Source organism: Amniculibacterium aquaticum (assembly GCF_003852705.1).
Taxonomy (GTDB): Bacteria; Bacteroidota; Bacteroidia; order Flavobacteriales; family Weeksellaceae; genus Amniculibacterium; species Amniculibacterium aquaticum.
In genome coordinates, this window is record NZ_REFA01000007.1 from 74,342 (window position 1) to 100,262 (window position 25,921).

Genomic DNA, 25,921 nt, shown 5'->3' on the forward strand with positions numbered 1-25,921 from the left:
TAACAGAACCATCTCTTCGGAGATGGTTTTTTACTTGTGGAAATGAATTAATTTTCCTAAATTTGCACTCCTTTTGGCGCTAATAATTGTTTGTAAATCAGTAAAATATTGAAATTCAACTCTTTCGGTAGATCCGGAAGGGATTTCGTGTTTTAGGGATCTATGTCCTTTTATCGCCCAAAGCAAAAATTCAAGAAAAATATTTTGCACTACATCGTGAAAAGATATACCGGTGTTGCACTTAGAAATCATATTTTTTTAATTATTTAATTAAAATTCTAAAGATCATAAGAAACGGAAAATTCTGATTGCGCCAAAAATCAACCGATCCAATCTTAGAAAGCTAGAATTTTAATTTTATATTTTATTCAAATAGAGTTTCTGATATTTTTTAGTGAAATCAAAATATTTTTTAACCCCACTTTCTTAAATTTTTATGAGTAAAACAACAAAAACTCAGCAAAGCGAAAGAAAACACGAGCGTGTAAATTTCTCAGCCGTGAAAGGAAAAGTGATCACTCCGGATTTCTTGGATATTCAGATCGAATCGTTCAAGGAATTTTTCCAATTGGATACACTTCCAGACGCTAGAAAAAACGAAGCGCTATACAAAACTTTCGAAGAAAACTTCCCAATTTCCGACTCTAGAAACCAATTCGTATTAGAATTTCTAGATTATTTGGTAGACTCTCCTCGTTATTCCATCAACGAATGTGTGGAAAGAGGACTAACCTACTCTGTGCCTTTAAAGGCGAGATTGAAATTGTATTGTACCGACCCTGAACACGAAGAATTCCAAACCGTAATTCAAGATGTTTACTTAGGTCCGGTTCCGTACATGACCCCTTCTGGATCTTTCATCATTAACGGTGCCGAAAGGGTAGTGGTAACACAGTTACACCGTTCTCCAGGGGTTTTCTTTGGTCAGACTTATCACGCCAACGGTACCAAATTGTATTATTCCAGAATTATCCCTTTCAAAGGTTCTTGGATGGAATTTACAACCGATATCAACAGCGTAATGTACGCCTATATCGACAGAAAGAAAAAATTACCTTTAACTACATTGCTTAGAGCCATCGGTTACGAGTCGGATAAAGACATCCTTCAGATTTTCGACTTGGCTGAAGAAATAAAAGTATCCAAAGCTGCCCTTAAAAAAGTTGAAGGTCGCGTTTTGGCTGCAAGAGTTTTGAATACATGGTTTGAAGATTTCGTAGATGAAGATACCGGAGAGGTAGTATCCATCGAAAGAAATGAGATTATCTTGGATAGAGAGACCGTTCTTGAAAAAGAACACTTGGATTTGATCTTGGAAGCCGGTGTTAAAACCATCTTGATCCACAAAGAAAATTCAGGAGAATTCTCCATCATCCAAAATACACTACAAAAAGACCCTACCAACTCCGAAAAAGAAGCGGTAGAGTACATCTATAGACAGTTAAGAAATGCCGATCCGCCAGATGAGGAAACTGCAAGAGGAATTATCGAAAAATTATTCTTCTCCGAACAAAGATACTCTCTAGGTGAAGTAGGTCGTTACCGTTTGAACAAGAAATTGGGTCTTAATATTCCAACTTCAACAGAAGTTCTTACAAAAGATGACATCATCGCAATCGTTCGTCACTTGATCGAATTGGTGAATTCTAAAGCGGAAGTGGACGATATCGACCACCTTTCCAACAGAAGGATTAAAACCGTTGGAGAGCAGTTGGCAGGACAGTTTGGTGTTGGTCTTTCTAGAATTGCTAGAACCATCCGCGAGAGAATGAATGTTCGTGACAACGAAATCTTCACTCCGGTAGATTTGGTAAATGCAAAAACACTAACCTCTGTTATCAACTCCTTCTTTGGTACCAACCAGCTTTCTCAGTTCATGGACCAAACCAACCCATTGTCCGAAGTGACTCACAAGAGAAGACTTTCGGCTCTAGGACCTGGTGGTTTATCAAGAGAAAGAGCCGGCTTCGAGGTGCGAGATGTTCACCATACGCACTACGGCCGTATCTGTCCGATCGAAACTCCTGAAGGACCAAACATTGGTTTGATCTCTTCATTGGGGCTTTTCGCAAAAATCAACAACCTTGGTTTTATCGAAACTCCATATAGAACAGTAGAAAACGGAAAAGTAAATCTTAATGACGCTCCAATTTACCTAAATGCTGAAGATGAAGAAGGTAAAGTAATCGCACAGGCGAATGTGGAAATGTCCGATAAAGGTGAATTTGAAACCGATAGAATTATCGCAAGATTGGATGGTGATTATCCGGTTGTTAACGGTAGCCAAGTTGACCTGGTCGATGTAGCTCCTAACCAAATCTCGGGTATTTCAGCATCTCTAATCCCATTCTTGGAGCACGATGATGCGAACCGTGCATTGATGGGATCTAACATGATGCGTCAGGCAGTACCGTTGTTAAAGCCTGAAGCTCCAATCGTAGGTACAGGATTGGAAAAACAAGTTGCCGCAGACTCTAGAGTATTGATCAATGCTGAAGGAACAGGTATTGTTGAGTATGTAGATGCTGAAAAGATTACCATCAAATACGACAGAACCGAAGATGAAGATTTGGTACAATTCGAGTCCGCAACGAAAACTTATTTCTTGCCGAAATTCAGAAAAACCAATCAATCGACCACCATTACTTTGAAACCAATTGTAAGAGTTGGAGAAACGGTAGAAAAAGGTCAGGTTCTTTGTGGCGGTTACGCGACCGAAAACGGAGAATTGGCATTGGGTAGAAACTTAGTAGTGGCCTTCATGCCTTGGAAGGGGTACAACTTCGAGGATGCGATCGTAATTAACGAAAAAGTAGTTCGCGAAGACTGGTTCACCTCTATCCATGTTGATGAATATTCATTAGAAGTTAGAGATACCAAATTGGGTATGGAAGAATTGACTTCCGATATCCCGAACATTTCCGAAGAAGCCACCAAAGACTTGGACGAAAACGGTATGATCCGTATCGGTGCCGAAGTGAAACCTGGTGACATCATGATTGGTAAGATCACTCCAAAAGGAGAGTCCGACCCAACTCCGGAAGAAAAATTGCTTCGTGCCATCTTTGGTGACAAAGCAGGTGATGTTAAAGATGCTTCCCTAAAAGCAGACTCGTCTCTAAGAGGGGTAGTAATCAACAAGAAATTGTTCTCCAGAAACATCAAAGACAAAAAGAAAAGAGCCGAGGAAAAATTGAAACTTGAAGAAATTGAAAACAAATTCAAAGTTCAATTTACCGAGCTAAGAAATACCTTGATCGAAAAATTGAATACTTTGGTAAGCGGAAAAACTTCCCAAGGTGTGAAAAACGATCTTGAAGAAGAAGTAATCGGTAAAGGTGCAAAGTTTACCTTGAAGTTGCTTCAATCTGTTGAGGATTATGCGAACATCTCCGGATTGGATTGGACTGTAGACCAAGACAAAAACGACTTGATCAACCAATTGATCCACAACTATAAAATCAAATTCAACGATATTTCCGGAGTTAAAAACCGTGAGAAATTTGCTATTTCCATCGGGGACGAATTGCCAGCAGGTATCATGAAGTTGGCCAAAGTGTATATCGCGAAGAAAAGAAAACTGAATGTAGGAGATAAAATGGCGGGTCGTCACGGTAACAAAGGTATCGTTTCGAGAATCGTTCGTGAAGAAGATATGCCATTCCTAGAAGATGGAACACCGGTAGATATCGTTCTGAATCCACTAGGGGTACCTTCTCGTATGAACATTGGACAGATCTACGAAACCGTACTAGGTTGGGCCGGTAAAAACATGGGCTTGAAGTTCGCAACACCAATCTTTGACGGAGCTAGCTTAGAGCAAATTACCGAATATACAGAACAAGCCGGAGTGCCGAAATTTGGATCCACTCACCTTTACGATGGTGGTACAGGAGAAAGATTTACACAACCTGCAACTGTTGGGGTAATCTATATGTTGAAACTGGGACACATGGTAGATGATAAAATGCACGCTCGTTCCATCGGGCCATACTCATTGATTACGCAACAACCGTTAGGAGGTAAGGCTCAATTCGGTGGTCAGCGTTTCGGAGAGATGGAGGTTTGGGCTCTAGAAGCATTTGGAGCATCCAACATCCTAAGAGAAATCTTAACGGTTAAATCCGATGATGTTATGGGTAGAGCCAAGACTTATGAAGCCATTGCAAAAGGGGAAGCAATGCCAGAACCTGGTATTCCGGAATCTTTCAATGTATTACTTCACGAATTGCAAGGTCTTGGACTTGATGTAAGACTTGAGGAATAATTTTAATTTTTTGTTAAAGAAAATTTAATCTAAAATTTAAAATTTATAATTCAAAATTAAAAAAGTTATGTCAAATAAAAATAAATCAAGCAGATTTACAAAAATCACGATCGGTCTAGCATCTCCGGAATCCATTTTACAGGAATCCAGAGGAGAAATCCTAAAACCGGAAACGATTAACTATAGAACTCACAAACCGGAAAGAGACGGTTTGTTCTGCGAAAAAATATTCGGTCCCATCAAAGACTACGAATGTGCTTGCGGAAAGTACAAGAGAATCCGTTACAAGGGGATTGTCTGCGATCGTTGTGGGGTAGAAGTAACCGAGAAAAAAGTACGAAGAGAAAGAGTTGGGCACATCAATTTGGTAGTGCCGGTAGCTCACATCTGGTACTTCCGTTCTTTACCTAACAAAATTGGTTACCTTTTAGGTTTGCCTTCCAAGAAATTGGACATGATCATCTACTACGAAAGATATGTAGTGGTACAACAAGGTATAGCTAAAAAAGCCGACGGTTCAGATTTCGACCCAATGGAATTCCTTACCGAGGAAGAATATTTGGACATCATGGATACCCTTCCAATCGAGAACCAATATTTGGACGATAGCGATCCTAATAAATTCATCGCCAAAATGGGTGCTGAAGCCATCGAGGAATTGTTGAAAAGAATCGATCTGGATGCCTTGTCTTTCGAACTAAGACACAAAGCACACAACGAAGGATCCAAACAAAGAAGAACAGAAGCTTTAAAAAGACTGAATGTTGTTGAAGCCCTAAGAGGCGCCAACACCAGAATGATCAACCGCCCAGAATGGATGGTGATGCGTGTTCTTCCTGTTATCCCACCAGAACTAAGACCGTTGGTACCGTTGGACGGTGGTCGTTTTGCAACATCAGATTTGAACGATCTTTACCGTAGGGTAATCATCAGAAATAACCGTTTGAAGAGATTGTTGGAGATTAAAGCTCCAGAAGTAATCCTAAGAAACGAGAAGCGTATGCTTCAGGAATCGGTAGATTCATTGTTCGACAACACCAGAAAATCTTCTGCAGTGAAGTCAGAATCCAACAGACCGTTGAAATCTTTATCCGATTCCCTAAAAGGGAAACAAGGTCGTTTCCGTCAGAACTTACTAGGGAAAAGGGTAGATTATTCTGCTCGTTCCGTAATTGTCGTTGGACCAAGCTTGCAATTGCACGAATGTGGTCTTCCAAAAGACATGGCTGCCGAGCTTTACAAACCGTTTATCATTAGAAAACTAATTGAAAGAGGAATTGTAAAAACGGTAAAATCAGCAAAAAGAATCATCGACAGAAAAGAACCTGTTGTTTATGATATCTTAGAAAATGTGATGAAAGGTCATCCGGTTCTATTGAACAGGGCACCTACACTTCACAGACTTGGTATTCAAGCATTCCAACCTAAGATGATCGAAGGTAAAGCCATCCAACTTCACCCGTTGGTAACTACGGCATTCAACGCCGACTTCGATGGTGACCAGATGGCGGTACACTTGCCATTAGGTCCAGAAGCAATTTTGGAAGCTCAGTTATTGATGTTAGGTTCTCAAAACATCCTGAACCCTGCGAACGGATCGCCAATTACGGTACCTTCTCAGGACATGGTTTTGGGTCTTTACTTCATGACCAAACAATTGGATTCTACAGAAACCATGAAAGTGAAAGGCGAAGGTCTTGCTTTCTATTCCCCAGAAGAAGTAGAAATCGCTTATGCTGAAGGGCAAGTTTCCCTAAACGCAAAAGTGAGATGTAAACTTCCTGTGAAGGATGAAAACGGAGAATTGGTAACGAAATTAATCCCAACTACTGTGGGTAGAATTTTGTTTAACCAAATCGTTCCTAAACAAGTAGGATACATCGATGAATTGTTGACCAAAAAGTCACTTAGAAATGTCATTGGTAGAATCTTGGCCGAAACCGATTTCCCAACTACCGTGAAATTCTTGGACGAAATGAAAGACTTAGGATATTCTAACGCTTTCAAAGGTGGTCTTTCCTTCTCACTCGGAGATATTGTAGTTCCTGAAGAGAAAAAAGGAATGATTGCCAAAGCGGTTGAAACCGTTACTGAAATTACAGGAAACTATAACATGGGTCTTATTACAGACACCGAAAGATACAACCAGGTAATTGATGTTTGGACCAATACCAATGCCGGACTTACCGAAATGATTATGGGTAGAATGAAAACCGATCAAGGTGGTTTCAATTCCGTTTATATGATGCTTGACTCTGGTGCGAGGGGGTCTAAAGAACAGATCCGTCAGTTGTCCGGTATGAGAGGTTTGATGGCAAAACCACAAAAAGCGGGTGCTGTGGGTGCCGAAATTATCGAAAACCCAATTGTGGCAAACTTTAAGGAAGGTCTTTCCATCTTGGAGTACTTTATCTCTACCCACGGTGCGAGAAAAGGTCTTGCGGATACCGCTCTTAAAACTGCCGATGCAGGTTACTTAACCAGAAGATTGGTGGATGTAGCACAAGATGTTATCATTACAGAAGACGATTGCGGTACACTAAGAGGTACTGAAATTACTCCACTGAAGAAAAATGACGAAATCGTTGAAAAACTTTCTGAAAGAATCTTGGGTAGAGTATCCCTACACGATATCTACGATCCAGAATCGGACGAAATCCTTTGCCACGCAGACTCTATCATCAACGAAGAGTTGGCTAAAGCAATTGAAGAAGCCGGAATTGATGCCGTAGAAGTACGATCTCCATTAACTTGCGAGGCCAAAAAAGGGATCTGTGCGAAATGCTACGGTAGAAACTTGGCAACAGGTAAACCTATCCACATGGGGGAAGCCGTTGGGGTTATCGCAGCACAATCCATCGGGGAACCGGGTACACAGCTTACCCTAAGAACCTTCCACCAAGGGGGTACCGCGGGGAATGTCTCTGTTAATCCTTCCATCGTTGCCAGAAGAGACGGTATCGTGGAAATGGACGAACTTAGAACAATCGCTTCCGAAGACGAATTTGGAAATGTTCGTGAGGTGGTAATCTCTCGTTCAACTGAATTCCGTTTGGTAACGGATAGCGAGTCCAGAACTCCATTGATGGTGGCCAACATCCCTTACGGTGCCGAAATCTCTGTTAAACCAGGCGATAAGGTGAAAAAAGGTGATGTGATCTGTAAGTGGGATCCGTATAACGCGGTAATCATCGCAGAAACTTCTGGTAAAATTGAGTACGAAGACATCATCCAAGGGGTTTCTTTCCAATTGGAAATCGACGAACAAACCGGTTTCGAAGAAAAAGTAATCTCCGAATCTAGAAATAAAAAAGCCGTACCAACGCTTAAAGTTGTAGATTCTAAAGGTGTTGAACAAAAAGGATACAACTTACCTGTAGGGGCCCACCTTATGGTAAACGACGGTGAGAAAATCAAAGCCGGTAAAATTTTGATCAAGATCCCAAGAAAGTCTGCAAAAGCAGGGGATATCACCGGAGGTCTTCCAAGAGTTACCGAACTTTTCGAAGCGCGTAACCCATCCAACCCAGCTGTAGTAACTGAGATTGATGGCGTTGTATCGTATGGAAAAATCAAGAGAGGTAACCGAGAATTGATCGTTGAGGCGAAAACTGGCGAAAGAAAAACCTACTTGGTAAAACTTTCCAACCAAATCTTAGTACAGGAAAATGACTTCGTGAGAGCGGGAACTCCACTTTCAGACGGATCCATCACTCCTGAAGATATCCTAAGAATCAAAGGTTCAACAGCCGTTCAGGAATACTTGGTAAACGAGATCCAAGAGGTGTACCGTTTGCAAGGGGTAAAAATTGACGATAAACACTTCGAAATCATCGTAAGACAGATGATGACCAAAGTATTGATCGTTGACGGTGGAGATACACAATTCTTAGAAGGTGCTCTGGAACACAAACTGGATTTCTTGGAAGACAACAACCGCATCTTCGGTATGAAGGTGGTTGTAGATGCCGGAGACTCTACAAGCCTACAACCGGGTCAGATGATTACGGCAAGAGAATTGAGAGACGAAAACTCCAAGCTGAAGAGAGAAGACCTACAATTGGTACAAGTAAGAGAGGTGCTTCCTGCAACCGCAACTCCGGTATTGCAAGGGATTACAAGAGCCGCTCTACAAACCAAGTCCTTCATGTCTGCAGCGTCCTTCCAGGAAACAACCAAGGTGCTTAACGAAGCAGCGGTAGCCGGTAAAGTTGATAGCCTAAACGGCTTGAAAGAGAATGTAATTGTAGGACACAGAATCCCTGCAGGTACAGGTCTTAAAACTTACCAAAATGTAATCGTTGGTTCAAGCAAAGAGTTTGAAGACATCAACTAATAAAAAGTTTTAATTTCTGGTTTCAAGTTTCAAGTAAAATGATATATTTGCATACTTGAAACCAGAATTATTAATATAAAAATTTAACTTAAACAAAATTATCATGGACAATCAAAATCCACAAGACGGGAACATCAACATTCAACTTAACGAAATGGTAGCTGCTGGGGTATATTGTAACTTAGCTTTAGTAAATCACTCTCCATCTGAATTCATCTTGGATTTCATCCAAATGATGCCGGGTGTACAACAAGCAACGGTAAGATCTAGAGTAATCCTAGCTCCTTTGCACGCTAAAAGAGTATTGAATGCGCTTCAACAAAATATCGCAAACTACGAACAACAATTCGGAGAGATCAAAGAAGTAGAGCCTTTCGTATTGGGAGCAAACAATGTAAACGCGTAAGATTCATCTTATTACCGCATAAAAAATGCCTCAGCAATCGCTGGGGCATTTCTTTTAATTTCAATAGAGAATGGTTATTAGTTTCTAATATTTGAAATATGTGTTTTGTTGGGTGCAAAAGTAAATGAAATTTTCATGCTCTTTTTGTACATTTTTGTACATTTTACAGCCATTAAGTTTTCCTCTCTCTTTGTATTTCGTGCGTTTTTTATACTAATTTCAATATTTTTGCAAGATGAAATACCGGAAAATCATACATGTTGATATGGATGCTTTTTATGCATCGGTGGAGCAACACGACAATCCGGAACTAAAAGGCAAACCCATTGTTGTGGGTGGCGAACACCGTGGTGTGGTAGCTGCAGCCAGCTACGAAGCTCGAAAATTTGGCGTCCGATCTGCCATGCCCAGTAAAAAGGCCAAAGAAAAATGTCCCCAACTGATCTTTGTCCTGCCCAGATTTCAACGATACAAAGAAATCTCAAAACAAATCCACGAAATTTTCCACGAATACACCGATTTGGTAGAACCCTTGTCCTTGGACGAAGCCTATCTAGATGTGACCGAAAACAAAAAAGAAATAGCCTCCGCCAACGATATTGCCAGAGAAATCCGGCAGAAAATTTTCGAAAAAACAGGTCTCACCGCTTCGGCAGGGATTTCTATCAATAAATTTTTGGCCAAAGTGGCTTCGGACATCAACAAACCCAACGGACAAAAAACCATACATCCCAATAAGATTGCAGAATTTATGGAAGCCTTGCCCATCGAAAAATTTTACGGAATAGGGAAAGTAACTGCCAACAAGATGCACCAACACCACATTTTTACCGGGAAAGAGCTCAAGGAAAAATCCCTGGACTTCCTCATGCGCCATTTCGGGAAAAGCGGTTACTACTATTACCATGTCGTTCGAGGTGAACACAAAGGCGAGGTAAAGGCCAATCGTTTGCAAAAATCCGTAGCTGTAGAACACACCTATTGGGAAGACATCTCCGACGATACCGAAGTGAAAAGCCAACTGAAAATCCTTTGCGAGGAGCTGGAACAAAGGCTGGAAAAAAAAGAAATAAAAGGCAAATCCCTCACGCTAAAAATTAAATACAAAGATTTTACCCAATTCACCCGATCCAAGACACAAGACTGCTATTATGAAAATGGGCAAGATTTTTTAGAAATCGTGCAGCAACTCTGGGATCTGCGCCCTTTTAACAAGTCGGTGCGCCTCTTGGGGCTCTCCATGTCCAACCTGAACATCAACGAGAAAAAACAAATTTCCGTACAACTCAAATTTCCCTTCGACGAAGGGTTCGATTAGTTTTTTTGGAGCATCAATTGGGTCGCTTTTTTCAAGACCCGTCCAGCTGTCCGCTCTATCTTTTGCTTCCCACCCGCATTCCAAGGCAAAGCAAAAGGATGCCGCTCCCATCTGGGCTACAACTTCTGGGCTTGCCCTCTATAAAAGTTTTGAATGTATTGCGTGGCTGTCTATTCTTCTTTCATCACCACATCACTTCATTACCGCATTACTTTATCACTTCATCACCCGATAATTTCAACAATTAAAAACAACTTATTATCAAAAATTCGCTATTTTTGTCGCTTTAATTTTAAACACCTATTAAGTCGGGTCAAAAGGCTTAATTTTAAATATTTAAAATGGAACAAAACAAAGGTTTAGACAAGAAGCAACTGATCAGTTTCTTCGTATTCTCCATGATTTTAATGGGATTCTTATTTTATTTCCAAACTAAGGATCAAAAAGAAGAAGCAGCAAGGCTGGCAAAAGAAGCCAAAACGGCAAAGCAAGCATCCGGAAACCCAACGGTACCGGTAGCAACCATCAATCCTGCCGTTGCAGCAAGTGATATCCAAAAAGTAAACTTGAAGAACGACGAGTTGAATTTGGAGTTTTCCAGTTTGGGAGGTCAGATTTCATCGGTGGAGTTGCTGAAATACAAAGCCTACAATACCAAAACCGACGAGGCCGATTTGCCTTTGAATTTATTCTCAAAAAACAATTCCACTTACGGTTTCCAGTTCAAAGATAAGACGGGAAAGATCATCAATACCAAAGATTTGGTCTTTACACCGGTTGTGGAGGGTAACAAGGTTACGCTATCGACCAACATCAACGGTGCGGTTTTGCAATTTATCTATACTCTTTTACCAAAATATACGGTAGATTTTAAGGTGAATTCCAAAGGGCTATCTCAGGTTACTGCAGATAATCATACCGAGTTTTCTTGGGATTATCAAGTGAGAGGTTTAGAAAAAGGTCGTGCACAAGAAGAGCAACATACAGAATTTGGATATGCCTTCGATAATTACAGCGGATACGACTACGATGGTAGAAACGATATGGACGAAACTAAAGAAACGCTGAATTGGTTGGCGGTGAAGCAACAGTTCTTCACGGCGGTTATCGAGCCAAAGTCAGGTTTCACACAGTCCAAAGGAAAGCAAGAGGCTTTTCCTGAAGGCGAATATTTGAAAAAATTTGATTTCCAAGGTCAGGTTGCTATGAACGGAGGCGAGTTTAACCAAGATTTTACTTGGTACTTTATGCCGTTGGATTTGGATTTATTGAAATGGTATGAAGGAAAAGAATTTCAAGATATTTTACCTTTAGGTTGGTCGTTCATCGGTTGGCTGAATAGGGTTTTCTTTATTCCGGTGTATGATTTTATCGCAACTTGGGGATTGGCTGCCGGTTGGGTGATCTTTATGCTGACGATTATTGTTAAGCTCATCACTTCTCCCATCATGTACAAGCAGCACAAACTGAGTGCTATGATGAAGGTAATTCGTCCAGAAATTGACGAGGTGAATGCCAAATACAAGGATGCTGATCCTATGAAAAAGCAACAAGCAACCATGGAAGTGTACAGAAAAGCAGGGGTAAACCAAATGGCAGGATGTCTTCCGGCACTTATCCAGATCCCGATTTTCTATGCATTGTTCCGTTTGTTCCCGAATTTAATTGGATTGAGAGGCGATAGTTTTTGGTTTGTAAAAGACCTTACGGCTTATGATGATTTGATAAAGCTTTCATTCAATATCCCATTGATAGGAAACCATATTTCCATTTTCGCAATTGCGTGTACGGTGGTTATACTCATTTATACCGTAATGACTTCTGGACAAATGCAGCAACCGCAACAGGAAGGAATGCCAAATATGAAGGTACTGATGTATATTTTCCCCATTACTTTCTTTTTCTTCCTTAACTCGGCGCCATCCGGATTGTCTTGGTATTATTTTGTGTCCAATGCCATTAACATCATTATTATTTTGGTGATTAAATATTGGATCTTGGACGAGAAAAAAATCCATGCTCAGATCCAAGCCAACAAAGCGCAACCTAAAAAGGAAGGTAAGTTCCAAAAGAAAATGAGAGAGATGATGGAACAGGCTCAAGAGCAACAAAAGTACAACGAGCAACAAAAAAATAAAAAGAAATAAACAATCGTTGATTGTTATATGAGAGCAACTCCCTGTTAGATTAGCAGGGAGTTTTTATTTTGAGTCGTTATAAATTGACCAATATTTAAAAATATCTGTAGTCAGCTTCTTTTTTATTTGCTTTAATTGTAAGGATTTTTTACTGCAACCAAAATCATGAATGGTTTTTAATATTTTGATAGTTCTAAAAGTTCAAATTTAGTCGTAGTCCAATCGGAAAGATCTCCTATGGTGTTCGGTTGGTCCGTATTTTTTCAAAGCTTCTCTGTGTTTTTTCGTTGCGTATCCCATGTTGTTTTTCCAGTCGTACTCAGGAAATTCATCGTGCAGTTGGATCATGATGTTGTCCCTGTAATTTTTCGCTATGATAGAAGCTGCAGCGATGCTTAAAAATTTTGAGTCTCCTTTTATGATGCATTGGTGAGGAATGAAGTTGTAAGGATGGAATTTGTTACCGTCAACCAATATCAATTCCGGACGGATTTTTAGCTGGTCCAGAGCCAAATGCATGGCGTGTATGGACGATTGCAAAATGTTGAACTCATCAATATGAGAAGGCGAAAGCTCGGCTATGGCATAATCAACAGCGTTGTCTTTAATGTATTTGTCCAATTCTAATCGTGTTTTAGCACTCAGTTTCTTTGAGTCGGTGACGAGTTGGGATTCAAATTTTTTATCTACAATTACTGCAGCTGCCACAACCGGTCCGCAAAGACAACCTCTGCCTACTTCGTCACATCCCGCTTCTATGTATTGATTGCTCCAACTGTTTAGTAGTCCCATTTTATAGTTTAAGTTAAGTTGTAAAATTAATTTAAAAATAGAGAAAGTTCCCCATTGTTTTAATGGATTTGTTAAATATTGAAGTATATTCGACAATGTGGTTGATATGTTTTATATGTATGTGTGTGATTGGAAGTTGTTTAATATTTGTTAAAAAGTTTATAACACAGGGTTGTGGTTCTAAAAAAACGCATTAAATAAATAAATTATGCAATAAATAGCTTTATATATTGAAAATACTTTAAATCTTTTAAATTGAAAATTAACAATTTCTGTATTAAAAATTTACCGAATTTTATTTATAATCAATCAAAACGACTTAAAAATTACTGATAATACATGTTAATCGATTGATGAAGGTTTGTTATATAATAATTTAATAAAATTTAACAAAAAGTTGTGAATATGTTAAATATTTTTTTCATTTTTGTGCCTATAAATTAATTGATATGAAGAAAATAACTGCAAGTGTTTTAGCGGTAGTGATTACTTCTGTATTTGGTGTTGTAAATGCACAGTAAAAGAAGGATTCCGTAAAAACAAAAGACATCGAAGGGGTGGTGGTGACTGCTCTGGGTATAAAAAGAGAGAAACAGTCTCTAGGTTATGGATCGCAATCCGTAAAAACAGAGGATATTTCCAAAACACCTTCAGCCAACTTTACAAGCAATTTGTCCGGTAAGGTTGCAGGTTTACAAATTAAAAATTCTGGTAATGTCGGAGGTTCTGTGGATGTAACTCTTCGTGGTTATCGCTCCATGACGGGAAATAACCAACCTTTGTTTGTGATCGATGGGACTCCGATGCTCAATGTGTCTAATTCCATTAACAGTTCTTCTCTAAGTGTGGATACTGGAAATACGATTTCCGACATCAACCCGGACGATATTGCAGAGATGAATGTCTTGAAGGGTGCAGCTGCAACAGCGTTGTACGGATCTAGAGCGGCAAACGGTGCGATTATTATTACGACTAAAAAAGGAAAAAAATCCGGAAAAATAGGAATTGATTTCAGTTCGAGTATTTCCGTTTCAGCGATCAACAAAGAGACTTTCCCGGTGTATCAAAAAGTGTACGGTCAAGGTTATGGCTATGGCTACAGCTACGGTCCGGATTCTCGATTTGATGATTATAACGGACAACCAATGTCTCCAATGTACGAAGATGCTTCTTATGGAGCACCTTACAATCCAAACCAGTTGGTGTGGCAATATACATCTTTCCTTCCAGGATCGCCTAATTATGGCGTTGCAACTCCTTGGGTAGCGGCAGAGCACGATCCTTCTTATTTGTACGAAAAGGCTGTAACTTATAATAATTCAGTTTCTTTTGGTAAGGCCGATGAAAAATCTTCTTTTAGATTGTCGTATCAAAATGTAAACGGTACGGACATCTTGCCTAATACGAAATTGAATAAAAATGCCATTACAGGTACGGCTTCTTACAAGTTGACGGATGGTTTAACGGCAAATTTATATGCAACCTATGTCTCCCAAGGTACTGTGGGGAAAAACCCTACCGGATATCACGGTATCAATGGTAACTTCAGACAATGGTGGGCTACCAATGTGGATATCTTGGATCAAAAGAATTTCTACATGAACTCAGGGAAAAATTATTCTTGGAACATCAACTCTCCAACGGATATTGCTCCTTTGTATTGGGATAACCCGTACTTCAGATTGTATGAAAATTATGTAACGGACAGAAGGGATCGTTTTGCGGGTAACTTCAACCTTAGCTACGATATCAATGAAAAATTCAATGTGATGGCGAGAATGTCTCACGATGGATTTACCTATTTCATAGACGAAAGAAGAGCGGTAGGATCCTTGCCGGATGCAATGTCAATAGGTCCATCAACAGGAAATCAACCATCGGGTTATGCTGTTGTGAACCAAAGAAGAGGAGAAGACAACTATGATTTGATCGGTACTTATAAAGACGATTTCTTGGGTAAGAGATTGAGCTTGACTGCTTTATTGGGTACGAATATCAATGTTCAGAAGTTCTATTCCAACTCTCAAAGTACTCAAGGTGGCTTGTTTATCCCTGGGGTTTATAGCGTAACCAACTCTGCAACAACGCCTCCGTTGCCGTCCATTACAGATACTTCTAAGAAAATTTATGGTGTCTTCGGACAAGCGAGTTTCGGATGGGACAAAACCTTCTATGTTGAAGGAACGGTAAGAAACGATACTTCTTCTGCTTTGCCTTCAGAAAATAGAAATTATTGGTATTATTCCGGTTCATTCTCTGGCGTGTTGTCCAACTTGCCGGGGTTGAAAGATTGGGATGCTCTAACTTTTGCTAAACTAAGAGCTTCTTATGCTGAGGTAGGAAATGACTTGGGTGCGAACCAATTGATGAATCAGTATGGTGTGGCAACTCCTTTCGGAACTCCTTCTTATGCGTTCAATACTTCTGCAAAAAATCCAAATTTAAAACCTGAAAGAACAAAAGCTAAAGAGGTAGGATTGAATATGCAGTTCTTCAAAAACCGTATCGGTTTTGATGTTGCATGGTTCCAAAATGACACTCAAGACCAGATCTTAGCATTGCCGGTAACGACATCTACAGGGAATACTTCAAAAGTTCAGAATGTTGGAAATATGAGATCTAAAGGTTTTGAAGTAGCGTTGAATTTAGTACCTGTTAAAACATCTAACTTCAAATGGGAAATGGATCTAAACTGGTCCAATCCAAAATCTAAAGTCACAGAATTGGCTTCTGGTGTAGAGAATATTACTTTAGGATCTTTCCAAGGTGGTGTTACGATCAATGCTTCACTTAACGAAGATTTTGGTACCATCAAAGGAACGGATTATGTAAGAGATAACAACGGAAATCCGATTGTTGCCTCTACGGGTTCTAGTGCTGGTAAGTATTTGAAAACAAACTCCAATGCTGTAATTGGTAACATGCAGGCAGATTGGTTTGGAAGTATCGTAAACAAAGTGTCTTACAAAGATTTCGCTCTTTCATTCCAAATCGATTGGAAACAAGGTGGAGACATCTTCTCTCTTGACCAATATTACGGACAAAATACGGGTGCTTATGTAGATCAAGTTTTCATGAATGACCTAGGAAATCCTGTTCGTAACACAATTGCTGACGGTGGTGGTCTAATTCTTCCAGGGGTGAAAAATATTGGTACGGCTACCAATCCTCAATATGTAGCCAATGATATCCGTATTGATGCTTCTAATACCGGTGCTTTTGGTTACCAAGCATATCCTAACTCTCAGTTTGTCTATGACGCAACATACATTAAATTAAGAGAGTTGGCTTTAACATATAGTATTCCTAAATCTTTATTGGATAATACTTTTGTTAAAGGTGCTTCTGTTAGCTTAATCGGAAATAATCTTTGGATCATTAAAAAGAACCTTCCGTATGCAGACCCGGAAACTGGACTTTCTGCAGGGAATGTACAAGGGTATCAAGCGAGTGCAATGCCTACTACAAGAACGATATCTTTCAATGTTAAGTTGAACTTCTAAAATTTAAAAAAAATGAAAAAAATATTTACAACCATACTAGTCGCTACCTTATTGCAGTCGTGTGATAATGATGCGCTTACGGAAATTAATTCAGATCCGAACAGTTATTATACAACGGTTCCATCAACTTTGTTAACTTATTCTCAAAAGCAGTTAACGGACTATGTAACCACGCCCAATGTGAATGTTAATAACTTCAGATTGACCATGCAGTATTGGCAAGAAACGACTTATACAGATGAGAGTAGATACGACTTCGCTACCAGAAAAGTGGCAGACCAAGTTTGGAACTATCTGTATGTAAGATCTTTGAAAAACCTAGAGCAAGCCAAGAAATTGGTGAACGAATATCAGCCAACAGCAAATGAAGTTGCAACATGGCCAACAACCAAGAAAAATCAATTGGCAATCTTGGATATTCTCCAAGTGTATTCTTACCAATTGTTGGTAGATGCTCATGGTAATGTGCCTTATTCTGAGTCTTTAGATGTGGATAAATTTCCGCTTCCTAAATACGATGATGGAGCAACCGTTTATGCTCAACTAATCACAAGGTTACAAGCGGATATTGCTAATATTGATGCTGCAGGCACCAGTTTCTCTAGTGGAGAAAAATATTACAATGGGAATATGGCAAAATGGAAATTATTCGCCAATTCTCTATTGCTAAAATTGGGTATTGCTATTGCAGACTCTAACCCTGGTTTGGCTCAATCTACTTGCCAAGCTGCCATTGCAGGTGGTGTGTTTACAAGTGCTGCGGACAGCTGTGGTTTGCAATATCTGTCGGACTCTCCTAACTACAGTCAGTTGTACACCAACTTAGTGGCTTCTAATAGAAATGACTATGTTGCTGGTAAAACATTGGTTGATTATATGAACGCAAGGTCGGATGCTAGAAGATCTGCTTATTTTCAGTTGAAAAACGGTAGTTATATCGGAGGTGTAATTGGTAACAACTCTTCATTCTCTACACACTCTGCTCCAGGTACTTTTGCTTATGCAAAAACAACACCTGGTATTATGCTCAACTATACAGAGGTGGCTTTCTATCTTGCAGAAGCTTCAGCAAGATGGGGGATTGGTGGGGCTCCAGCAACATTGTATGATAACGCAGTTACGGCATCGTTCTTACAATGGGGGAAAACGGCTGCAGATGCAACAGCATATTTAGCAACCAATGCTTACGATCCTGCAAACTGGAAAAAATCCATCGGTGAGCAAGCTTGGGTAGCAATGTACGATCAACCGTTGGTAGGATGGAATTTCTACCGTAGATTGGATTATCCTCAATTGGCGCCAGCAAACAACGCTGTTACTGAAGCCAACAACAAAGTACCTGTAAGGTTGATGTATCCTGTAGGGGAGATCACAACCAACCCATCCAACTACGATGCAGGTTCTAGTGCAATTGGCGGAGATAAGCTTTACACTAAAATTTTCTGGGACAAATTTTAATATTTTTATCTATACCCACGAACCGCTTCTTTGGAAGCGGTTTTTTATTTTTTATCTTTGCCCATATTTTTATTTAGATGAACATTAAATTACAAATACAAGAGAAAATTTCTGAAATCCTCATTCAACAGTACCAGCTCGAAGGTGTTGTGCTGGAGGTACAAGAAAATAAAACCGATTTCGAGGGAGATTTCACCATTGTTATTTTTCCATTGGTTAAATTATTGAAAAAAAGTCCAGATGCTTTGGGAAATGAGCTGGGAGAGTTCTTGAAGACTGCTACCAATTATGTGGAAGGTTACCAAGTGGTTAAAGGTTTCTTGAATTTAATGCTGAAAAACAATTTGTTTGTAGATCAGTTTCAATTTTTGAAAACCGATTTGGGAACCGTGATGCCCAAAAATCAAACCGTGATGGTCGAATACTCTTCACCCAATACCAACAAACCTCTCCATTTGGGACATCTTAGAAATAACCTTTTGGGTTTCTCTGTAGCTCAAATTCTGAAAGAAGCAGGTTACGATGTAATCAAAACTCAAATCATCAACGATAGAGGAGTGCACATTTGTAAATCCATGTTGGCTTGGCAAAAATTTGGTAACGGAGAAACTCCACAAACCAATAACCTGAAGGGGGATAAATTGGTGGGGAATTATTATGTGGAATTTGATAAGCAATACAAAACCCAAATCAACGAGTTGAAAGCTCAAGGCATCGAAGAAGAAGTGGCAAAAAAACAAGCGCCAATCATGTTGGAAACTCAAAAAATGCTACTGGATTGGGAAAATAACGATCCCGAAGTGCGACAACTTTGGGAAACCATGAACGCTTGGGTCTATGCCGGTTTCAACGAAACTTATAAAAGAATGGGTGTCGAGTTCGATCAAATTCAATACGAAAGTCAAACCTATATTTTAGGAAAAGATCTGATAAAGGAAGGCTTGGAAAAAGGTGTTTTCTTTAGAAAAGAGGACAATTCCGTTTGGGTCGATCTGACCGATGAAGGCCTGGATCAAAAGCTGCTGCTTCGTGGTGATGGGACTTCCGTGTACATGACTCAGGATTTGGGAACGGCCGTGGAGCGATTCAAGGATAACGACATTCAAAAATTAATTTATACGGTTGGAAACGAGCAAGATTACCATTTCCAAGTATTGTTTAAGATTCTGAAAAAATTAGGCTACGCTTGGGCAGATCATTTGTACCATTTGTCTTACGGAATGGTCGAGTTGCCGGAAGGTAAAATGAAATCCCGTGAAGGTACCGTCGTAGATGCCGATGATCTCATGCAGGAAATGTACGAAACCGCCAAGCAAAAAGCTCAAGAATTGGGCAAGCTAGAAGGCTTGACCGATGATCAGAAAGAAGCTTCCTATGAAACGGTAGGCTTAGGAGCTCTAAAATATTTTATTCTAAAAGTAGATCCTAAAAAGAAAATGCTTTTCGATCCTAAAAAATCAGTGGATTTCGAAGGAAATACGGCGCCGTTTATTCAGTACACCTATGCAAGGATACAGTCTTTGCTTGGCAAGTCCGGAAAGACCGAATTCAGCAGTTCTACGGACATCGTACTGAATGCTTCTGAGAAAAATGTACTCCTGCTTCTGTCCAGTTACAAAGAGGTGGTACAAAAAGCAGCGGATGCGCTTAGTCCGGCTTTGGTGGCCAATTTTGTTTATGATTTGGTAAAGTCGTACAATTCCTTCTATCAAAACAATCCCATCCTGAATCACGATGACCAGAAAACCATAGATTTCAGACTTCATCTTTCGTTTCTCACGGCTGCGGTCATTCAGAAATCGTTGGCGTTGCTGGGTATCGGTACCGTGAATAGAATGTAATTTTTTTTTCAAAATTTAAGGCAAAACCATCCATTTTTGGGTGGTTTTTTTTTGTAGCTTCAACAGGTGGAGTTTCTTTCAAGACCAGTCCAGCTTTCCGCTCTATCTTTTGTTTCGCTAGGCTCCACAAAAGGATGCCGCTGCAATCTGGGCTAGAATTTCCGGGCTTACAAATGGTGAAATGGCTTGAGGTGGTTAGGCTAAGGTTTGTTGTGATAAAAAAAATATTGACGGTTGATAAAACTGCAGTATTTAAATAAAAATAAAACTCGAAAGATCAATTGGGATATTTATTAATAAAGCCGACTTTTGGTCGGCTTTATTCAACATCAATTGATGTTATGAAGAAAATAGAAAGTATAGGCCAAAGGTATGCTGATTTTGATTTTGACAAAAGAGGAAAAACACGGATTTTAAATACCGTTTAAAATTCTTGTCTTAAACCTCATATTTTCATCTTCAGAGGATTCGACCTTTTAGCGAAACCCAATGTTTGTTCTTGATCTTCGGAAGGATGTCTAGAATGCAAAAAAAAACGCTGGAAATTTATTTCCAGCGTTGTAAGTAGACCCACAGGGATTCGAACCCCAACAAACGGTACCAAAAACCGGTGTGCTACCGTTACACCATGGGTCTCTTTGTTTTCAACGGTGCAAATATACGGCTATTTTCAATACTTGCAAGTGTTTTCTCAAAAAAAATGTCTTATTTTTGAATAAATTTTTATGCCCATGAGGTTTTTGGATTTTAATTCTCTTGAAACGAATAACTTACGCACTTCGGATGATTTTGAAGAAAAAGTAGTTTTTTTTTGCAACGATTGGTTTTCGGCATGTGAAACGGTAGAAGTCCAGACTTCAGGTTCAACCAGTGAACCTAAAAAATTGCAAATTGAAAAATCCCGAATGAAAAATTCGGCTCAAATGACTTGTGATTTTCTTAAACTGAAAAATGGAAACACGGCTTTGCTTGCACTGCCCGTAGAATATATTTCCGGAAAAATGATGTTGGTAAGGGCTATCGAAAGAAAATTGAAAATCTACATCACCCAACCTTCGCTGCACCCACTTTCAGAATTAAAGGAAAGTGTGGACTTTTGTGCACTTACTCCTTTGCAAGTCGAACGATCTCTGAACCACTTGCATAAAATTAAAAACATCATCATCGGTGGTGCGGCGGTTTCTGAAAATTTAAAACAAAAAATTCATCAACATCTCTTGGGAAACGAAAATAAGGTTAGGGTTTTTGAGACCTACGGAATGACGGAAACGCTATCTCATATTGCTTTGAAACAAATTTTCCCTAAGTGTGAAGATTTTTTTACGGCTTTTGATGGCGTGTCGCTGTCCCAAGATGCCAGAGGTTGCCTCAAGATTTTTGCTCCCTCTTTACACGATGGCATGCTTCAGACCAACGATGTGGTCAGCATTATTAACGATCATCATTTCAGATTCTTAGGCCGTGCTGATTTCGTTATCAACTCTGGTGGTGCCAAAATTTTCCCCGAAGAATTGGAACGAAAGGTGAAATCCACAATAGAAAATGAATTGGTATTTCTCGGTTTAGAAGATGAGGTTCTAGGTCAAAAACTGGTCTTGGTGGTAGAGTGTAAAGGGTGTTCTGAACAGGAAAAACAACAGATTAAAACTGAGATTTCAGAAATTAATTTTGAGAAATCTTTTCATAAGCCCAAAGAAATTATTTTTATCAACGAAATCCCAAGAACCAAAAACGGAAAAGTGAGCCGACTGAAATTGTTGGAATTCTTAAAGTCTTAAAAACGATATCCAACATCCACCAAAAATAAACCTTGTGCTGGTGCCGATGTTCCGGCTGAATTACGATTCTTATCTTCGATAATTCGTCTGAGTTCTTCCACCGGATATTTGCCACTCCCAATTTCAATCATCGTTCCGACAATGGAGCGCACCATGTTTCTTAAAAAACGATCGGCAGAAATGGTGAATTTCATTTCATCACCAATTTGCTCCCACTCGGCTTTGTAAATTTTACAAATGTTGGTTTTGTTGTCGCTGCCTACTTTGGCAAAACTGCTGAAATCCTCATATTCAAAAAGAATTTTGCAGGCTTCGTTCATTTTGTTGATGTCGATGTTTCGGCGCCAAATTTGCCAAGAAGATTCTAGGGCAAAAGGATTTTTTTTGGAGGAAATGTAATATTCATAAGTTCTGAAAGTTGCATCAAATCGAGCATGCATGTCATCTTTAACTTTAAAAATGCTCTGAACGACAATGTCACTTGGGAGAAAAGCATTCAGTTTATAACAGAAATTGTCATCGATTTCTTTTGAAGTGTCAAAATGAGCAAAAATTTTCTTCGCATGTACTCCCGTATCGGTTCTGCCTGCCCCTGTGGTTTTTATTTCTTCGCGAAGGATGGTGCTTAATGCTTTTTCCATTTCCTCCTGAATGCTTATTTCATTCGGCTGAATCTGATAGCCAAAATAATTTTTTCCATTGTATGAAAATTCAATAAAATACCTCACAGAATTTTTTTTGCAAAAATAATCAATTCCATTTTACAACAAACTATGCTTTTGAAAATGAATTTTTTCATTTAGAACTTGACTTTTTTCTCTTGAGTTTCTTTATTGATTTTAGATTTGCTCAATCCCTTGCTTTGTAATATTTTTGTGAATTGTTGATGGGCTTCAGTGCCGATTTGTACTGTAAAGTCACAAAAAATAACCATGAAATTTAATTTATAACCGATGAAAAGATGGTATCTCTTTCCTTTTTCAATCCTTTATAACTTGGGGACTTCCACAAGGAATATGCTTTATAACATAGGTCTAAAACGGTCGGTGAAGTTTCAGACGCCCGTGATCTGTGTAGGGAATTTATCGGTTGGGGGTTCTGGGAAGTCACCGATGGTCATGTATTTGGCCGATCTGATTTCAAAATATTACCGTACAGGAGTGCTTTCCAGAGGGTACGGACGGATTACTAAGGGATACGGCATTACCAATTACGATAGCAATTATAAGTCGGTAGGAGATGAGGCGATGCAACTTTTCGAACGATTTAAAAATCGTTTTGTGGTTGGCGTATGCGAAGATCGTGTTTCTGGAGCTAAAAAGATGATTTCTGAAATGGATCTGTCCGTTCTTTTGCTGGATGATGCTTATCAGCACCGTGCCATAAAACCGGGATTCAATATCCTGATGACGGATTATAACGATCCGTATTTTAAGGACTACCTGTTGCCGGCAGGAGATTTGCGAGAGTCCAGGTCTGGAGCTTCTAGAGCACAGATCATAATGGTTTCTAAATGTCCGGATGATCTTACAGAAGAAAAGAAGCAGTTTTATATTTCCAGAATTCGACCGAAAAACGCTCAAAAAGTATTTTTTTCTTCCATTAATTATGATGAAAATATTTACAGCAACAACAAGTCTATTCCGGATAACAATTTAGCTTTTTATGATGTTTTATTGATCACCGGAATTGCCAATCCCAATCCTTTGGTAAAACATTTGTCTAAGTTTTCGGATAAGGTTAAACATCTAAAATTCAGAGATCATCATAGTTTTACGGAAGGTGATATTAAGAACATCCTGGCAGAATATCGAAAAATGGGCGATTATAAAATGATCTTGACCACAGAGAAAGATTATGTGAGATTAAAAACTTATGATCAACTTAGAGATGTGATTTTTTATTGGCCCATCAATGTGAGTATTGATAGAAAAGAAGATTTCGACCAAATTGTATTGGATTATGTTAGAAAAAATTAAAGAAACTGCAAGTTTTATCTTGGATAAAATAAAAAGTCAGCCGGACTTTGCCATCGTTTTGGGTTCGGGACTTGGCGCTTTGAAAGATGAGGTGCAAGAATTGGAAGTTTTGGATTATCATGAAATCCCAAATTTCCCAACGACTACCGTTGTAGGTCACGGTGGAAAACTGATCTACGGACTTTTGGAAGGCAAAAAAGTGTTGATGATGAGCGGTCGTTTTCACTATTACGAAGGACATTCTATGGAAACCATTACCTTTCCGTTTAGGGTATTTAAATTGTTGGGGATTCAGAATTTAATTGTTTCAAACGCTTCTGGTGGGGTGAATTCTAAATTCAAGGTTGGCGATGTAATGCTTATCAAAGACCACATCAACATGATGCCGGAACACCCGCTCCGTGGGAAAAATATAGATGAATTGGGACCTCGATTTGTGGACATGAGCGAGCCGTACAATAAAAAAATGCTTTCCACGGTTGAGGATTTCGCTCAAGAAAATAAAATTCCATATCATGTGGGTACTTATTTGGCGTTGCAAGGTCCAACTTTCGAAACACCTGCAGAATACGGCATGGTAAAAGCCATGGGTGCTGATGCTGTAGGGATGAGCACGGTGCCCGAAGTGATTGTTGCCAAACATCAAGGTATGGACTGTTTCGGATTGTCCATCATTACCGATTTGGGAGGTCCGGACATTGCCTATGCTGTTTCTCATGAAGAGGTATTGCAAGCTGCCAATACGGCCATGCCCAATGTGGTTAAATTGGTAAAAGGCTTGGTGAAAAACTATTAAACCAAAGTTTTGATAAATAAAAAAGGGTTTCGCAGTATTGCAAAACCCTTTTGTTTGGTATAAGTTCTGTGGTTATTTGCCTCCTAGAATGTTTCCTAGTATGCTGCCCAGTCCACCTTGTTGTTGGTTTCCACCTCCGCCAAGTACAGATCCCAGTAGGTCACCAATTCCTCCACTTTGCTGTGCTCCACCTCCAAGTACGGATCCTAAAATATTGGATAACGGATCGTTACTTGCTTGAGATTGAGATTGTGCGTTTCCTAGTACACTTCCTAGTAAATCTCCCAATCCTCCACCGGTATTTACGCCGGCTTGTTGTTTTTGCTTGCCCAAATATCCCATAACCACTGGTGCCAACATGGATAAAAGTGGTCCAATTTTGTCCATAGAAATTCCTGAAGATTGAGCAAGCTGACTTTCTACATTCGCTTTGTTGCTTCCAAAAATATGAGAAAGTATAGAGTTGCCATCGGCTTCACTGGCTTCTGTAGGATTGTTAAGTACAGATCCGTTGTGCTTGTTCAGTGCGTTGTTGATGTTGTCGGCTTCTTCAGTGCTTTTTTCAGAATTTTTTCTTAACTGACTGATGATGATTGGAGCCGCAACGGCCAAAAGTGCTAAAATCTGACCTTTAGAAATACCGAAACGGTTTTCTGCTTCTTGTGCTACTTGGTCTCCGGAATTTCCGGTTAATAAATCTAATAAACTCATTGTATGTTTTTTAAAATGAAAATCAAATGTATAAATAATTAATAAAAGAAAGCTAACTATTTTTGAAAATCGGAACATTAGAGCATGCCTCGCCGAACATCAACGATTTTACGATGGGTTTCAGCTGTTCAACCAATTCAATGTATGCATTTTCGGGGATTTCTACATCCGAGCAACCTTTTACCAAAACTCTTTTTCCGTGCAAGTCGCTGTAGTCGTAGTTGTGTACGGCTTGGTGCATAAGGATGATCTCCAAATCTTCTCGGTTGCCAAACACAATTTTTTTGGTTTCGCCACTAATTTTAGAAGTCAGCAAAAAATACGACCAAAGCGGAACGATGGCATCTGCAGAATTGTAAATGTACACAAAACAATCTTTGAACTGTTGAGGATCCAAATTCTGGATTTTTTCTCGGAAATCTTTTTCTTTTAAAATCAAGCCTTCGTACAGAAAGTCTTTTAAATCAATACCTTTTCTTTCGCCTTTCGGGACTAAATCAGAAAGATCAAAATTGACCAAACCGCTATCGGCAACTTTATTTTTTATTTCAAATTCTTCGGACATCATTATTTATTTATCTTTACACAAATTTATGTT

15 protein-coding genes and 1 tRNA gene are annotated in these 25,921 nt (G+C 39.4%); 11 read left to right on the plus strand and 5 right to left on the minus strand.

Annotation, left to right across the window (positions count from 1 at the left end; all coding sequences use genetic code 11):
* The first annotated feature begins 436 nt into the window (after positions 1-436).
* The 5 genes from rpoB to yidC all read left to right on the plus strand — a co-directional run bounded on the left by rpoB (position 437) and on the right by yidC (position 12,474).
* On the plus strand, positions 437-4,267 hold the full coding sequence (rpoB, locus tag EIY84_RS04610; protein ID WP_124640736.1) for a DNA-directed RNA polymerase subunit beta: 3,831 nt from the start codon (positions 437-439) through the stop codon (positions 4,265-4,267).
* A 67-nt stretch (positions 4,268-4,334) separates the two neighbouring features.
* A complete protein-coding gene (gene rpoC / locus EIY84_RS04615) occupies positions 4,335-8,603 on the plus strand; it encodes a DNA-directed RNA polymerase subunit beta' (RefSeq protein WP_124640737.1) in 4,269 nt (1,422 codons plus the stop codon).
* Between the two features lie 103 nt (positions 8,604-8,706).
* Positions 8,707-9,009, plus strand: coding sequence for a DUF3467 domain-containing protein (locus EIY84_RS04620; RefSeq protein ID WP_124640738.1), 303 nt, complete (start codon positions 8,707-8,709; stop codon positions 9,007-9,009).
* Positions 9,010-9,244: 235 nt separating this feature from the next.
* Positions 9,245-10,327 carry a DNA polymerase IV gene (gene dinB, locus EIY84_RS04625; RefSeq protein WP_124640739.1) on the plus strand — a complete coding sequence of 361 codons (1,083 nt, stop codon included), beginning with the start codon at positions 9,245-9,247 and terminating at the stop codon, positions 10,325-10,327.
* Positions 10,328-10,668: 341 nt separating this feature from the next.
* Positions 10,669-12,474 carry a membrane protein insertase YidC gene (gene yidC / locus EIY84_RS04630; RefSeq protein WP_124640740.1) on the plus strand — a complete coding sequence of 602 codons (1,806 nt, stop codon included), beginning with the start codon at positions 10,669-10,671 and terminating at the stop codon, positions 12,472-12,474.
* Positions 12,475-12,672: 198 nt separating this feature from the next.
* On the opposite strand, the gene EIY84_RS04635 is transcribed toward yidC, so the two are convergent.
* The gene (locus tag EIY84_RS04635; protein WP_124640741.1) at positions 12,673-13,257 is read right to left on the minus strand and encodes a ribonuclease HII; all 585 of its coding nucleotides are present in this window, start codon (positions 13,255-13,257) and stop codon (positions 12,673-12,675) included.
* Positions 13,258-13,805: 548 nt separating this feature from the next.
* Here EIY84_RS04635 and EIY84_RS04640 point away from each other — a divergent pair.
* From EIY84_RS04640 to argS, 3 genes are all read left to right on the plus strand, one after another.
* Positions 13,806-16,760: a SusC/RagA family TonB-linked outer membrane protein gene (locus tag EIY84_RS04640; RefSeq protein ID WP_262696902.1), complete on the plus strand. Its 2,955-nt coding sequence runs from the start codon at positions 13,806-13,808 to the stop codon at positions 16,758-16,760.
* A 12-nt stretch (positions 16,761-16,772) separates the two neighbouring features.
* Positions 16,773-18,218, plus strand: a complete 1,446-nt coding sequence (locus EIY84_RS04645; RefSeq protein WP_124640742.1) for a SusD/RagB family nutrient-binding outer membrane lipoprotein — start codon at positions 16,773-16,775, stop codon at positions 18,216-18,218.
* Positions 18,219-18,295: 77 nt separating this feature from the next.
* Complete coding sequence (argS, locus tag EIY84_RS04650) at positions 18,296-20,059, plus strand: arginine--tRNA ligase (protein ID WP_124640743.1); 1,764 nt, start codon at positions 18,296-18,298, stop codon at positions 20,057-20,059.
* A gap of 565 nt (positions 20,060-20,624) precedes the next feature.
* On the opposite strand, the gene EIY84_RS04655 is transcribed toward argS, so the two are convergent.
* A tRNA-Gln gene (locus EIY84_RS04655) sits at positions 20,625-20,695 on the minus strand.
* Between the two features lie 95 nt (positions 20,696-20,790).
* Between EIY84_RS04655 and EIY84_RS04660 the strand changes: the two genes are divergently transcribed.
* Positions 20,791-21,837 carry an AMP-binding protein gene (locus EIY84_RS04660; RefSeq protein WP_124640744.1) on the plus strand — a complete coding sequence of 349 codons (1,047 nt, stop codon included), beginning with the start codon at positions 20,791-20,793 and terminating at the stop codon, positions 21,835-21,837.
* Here EIY84_RS04660 and truA read toward each other — a convergent pair.
* On the minus strand, positions 21,834-22,565 hold the full coding sequence (truA, locus tag EIY84_RS04665) for a tRNA pseudouridine(38-40) synthase TruA (protein WP_124640745.1): 732 nt from the start codon (positions 22,563-22,565) through the stop codon (positions 21,834-21,836). The two genes, EIY84_RS04660 and truA, sit on opposite strands and share 4 nt — an antisense overlap.
* 225 nt (positions 22,566-22,790) lie before the next feature.
* Here truA and lpxK point away from each other — a divergent pair, with 225 nt between their 5' ends.
* A complete protein-coding gene (gene lpxK, locus EIY84_RS04670) occupies positions 22,791-23,816 on the plus strand; it encodes a tetraacyldisaccharide 4'-kinase (protein ID WP_124640746.1) in 1,026 nt (341 codons plus the stop codon).
* Positions 23,800-24,612 (plus strand): purine-nucleoside phosphorylase, encoded by an 813-nt coding sequence (locus tag EIY84_RS04675; protein WP_124640747.1) that lies wholly within the window; start codon positions 23,800-23,802, stop codon positions 24,610-24,612. Before lpxK ends, EIY84_RS04675 begins: the two co-directional genes overlap by 17 nt.
* A gap of 72 nt (positions 24,613-24,684) precedes the next feature.
* Here EIY84_RS04675 and EIY84_RS04680 read toward each other — a convergent pair whose 3' ends face one another.
* A complete protein-coding gene (locus tag EIY84_RS04680; RefSeq protein WP_124640748.1) occupies positions 24,685-25,323 on the minus strand; it encodes a DUF937 domain-containing protein in 639 nt (212 codons plus the stop codon).
* 52 nt (positions 25,324-25,375) lie between these two features.
* On the minus strand, positions 25,376-25,888 hold the full coding sequence (locus tag EIY84_RS04685; RefSeq protein ID WP_124640763.1) for a DUF2480 family protein: 513 nt from the start codon (positions 25,886-25,888) through the stop codon (positions 25,376-25,378).
* Positions 25,889-25,921 lie beyond the last annotated feature (33 nt).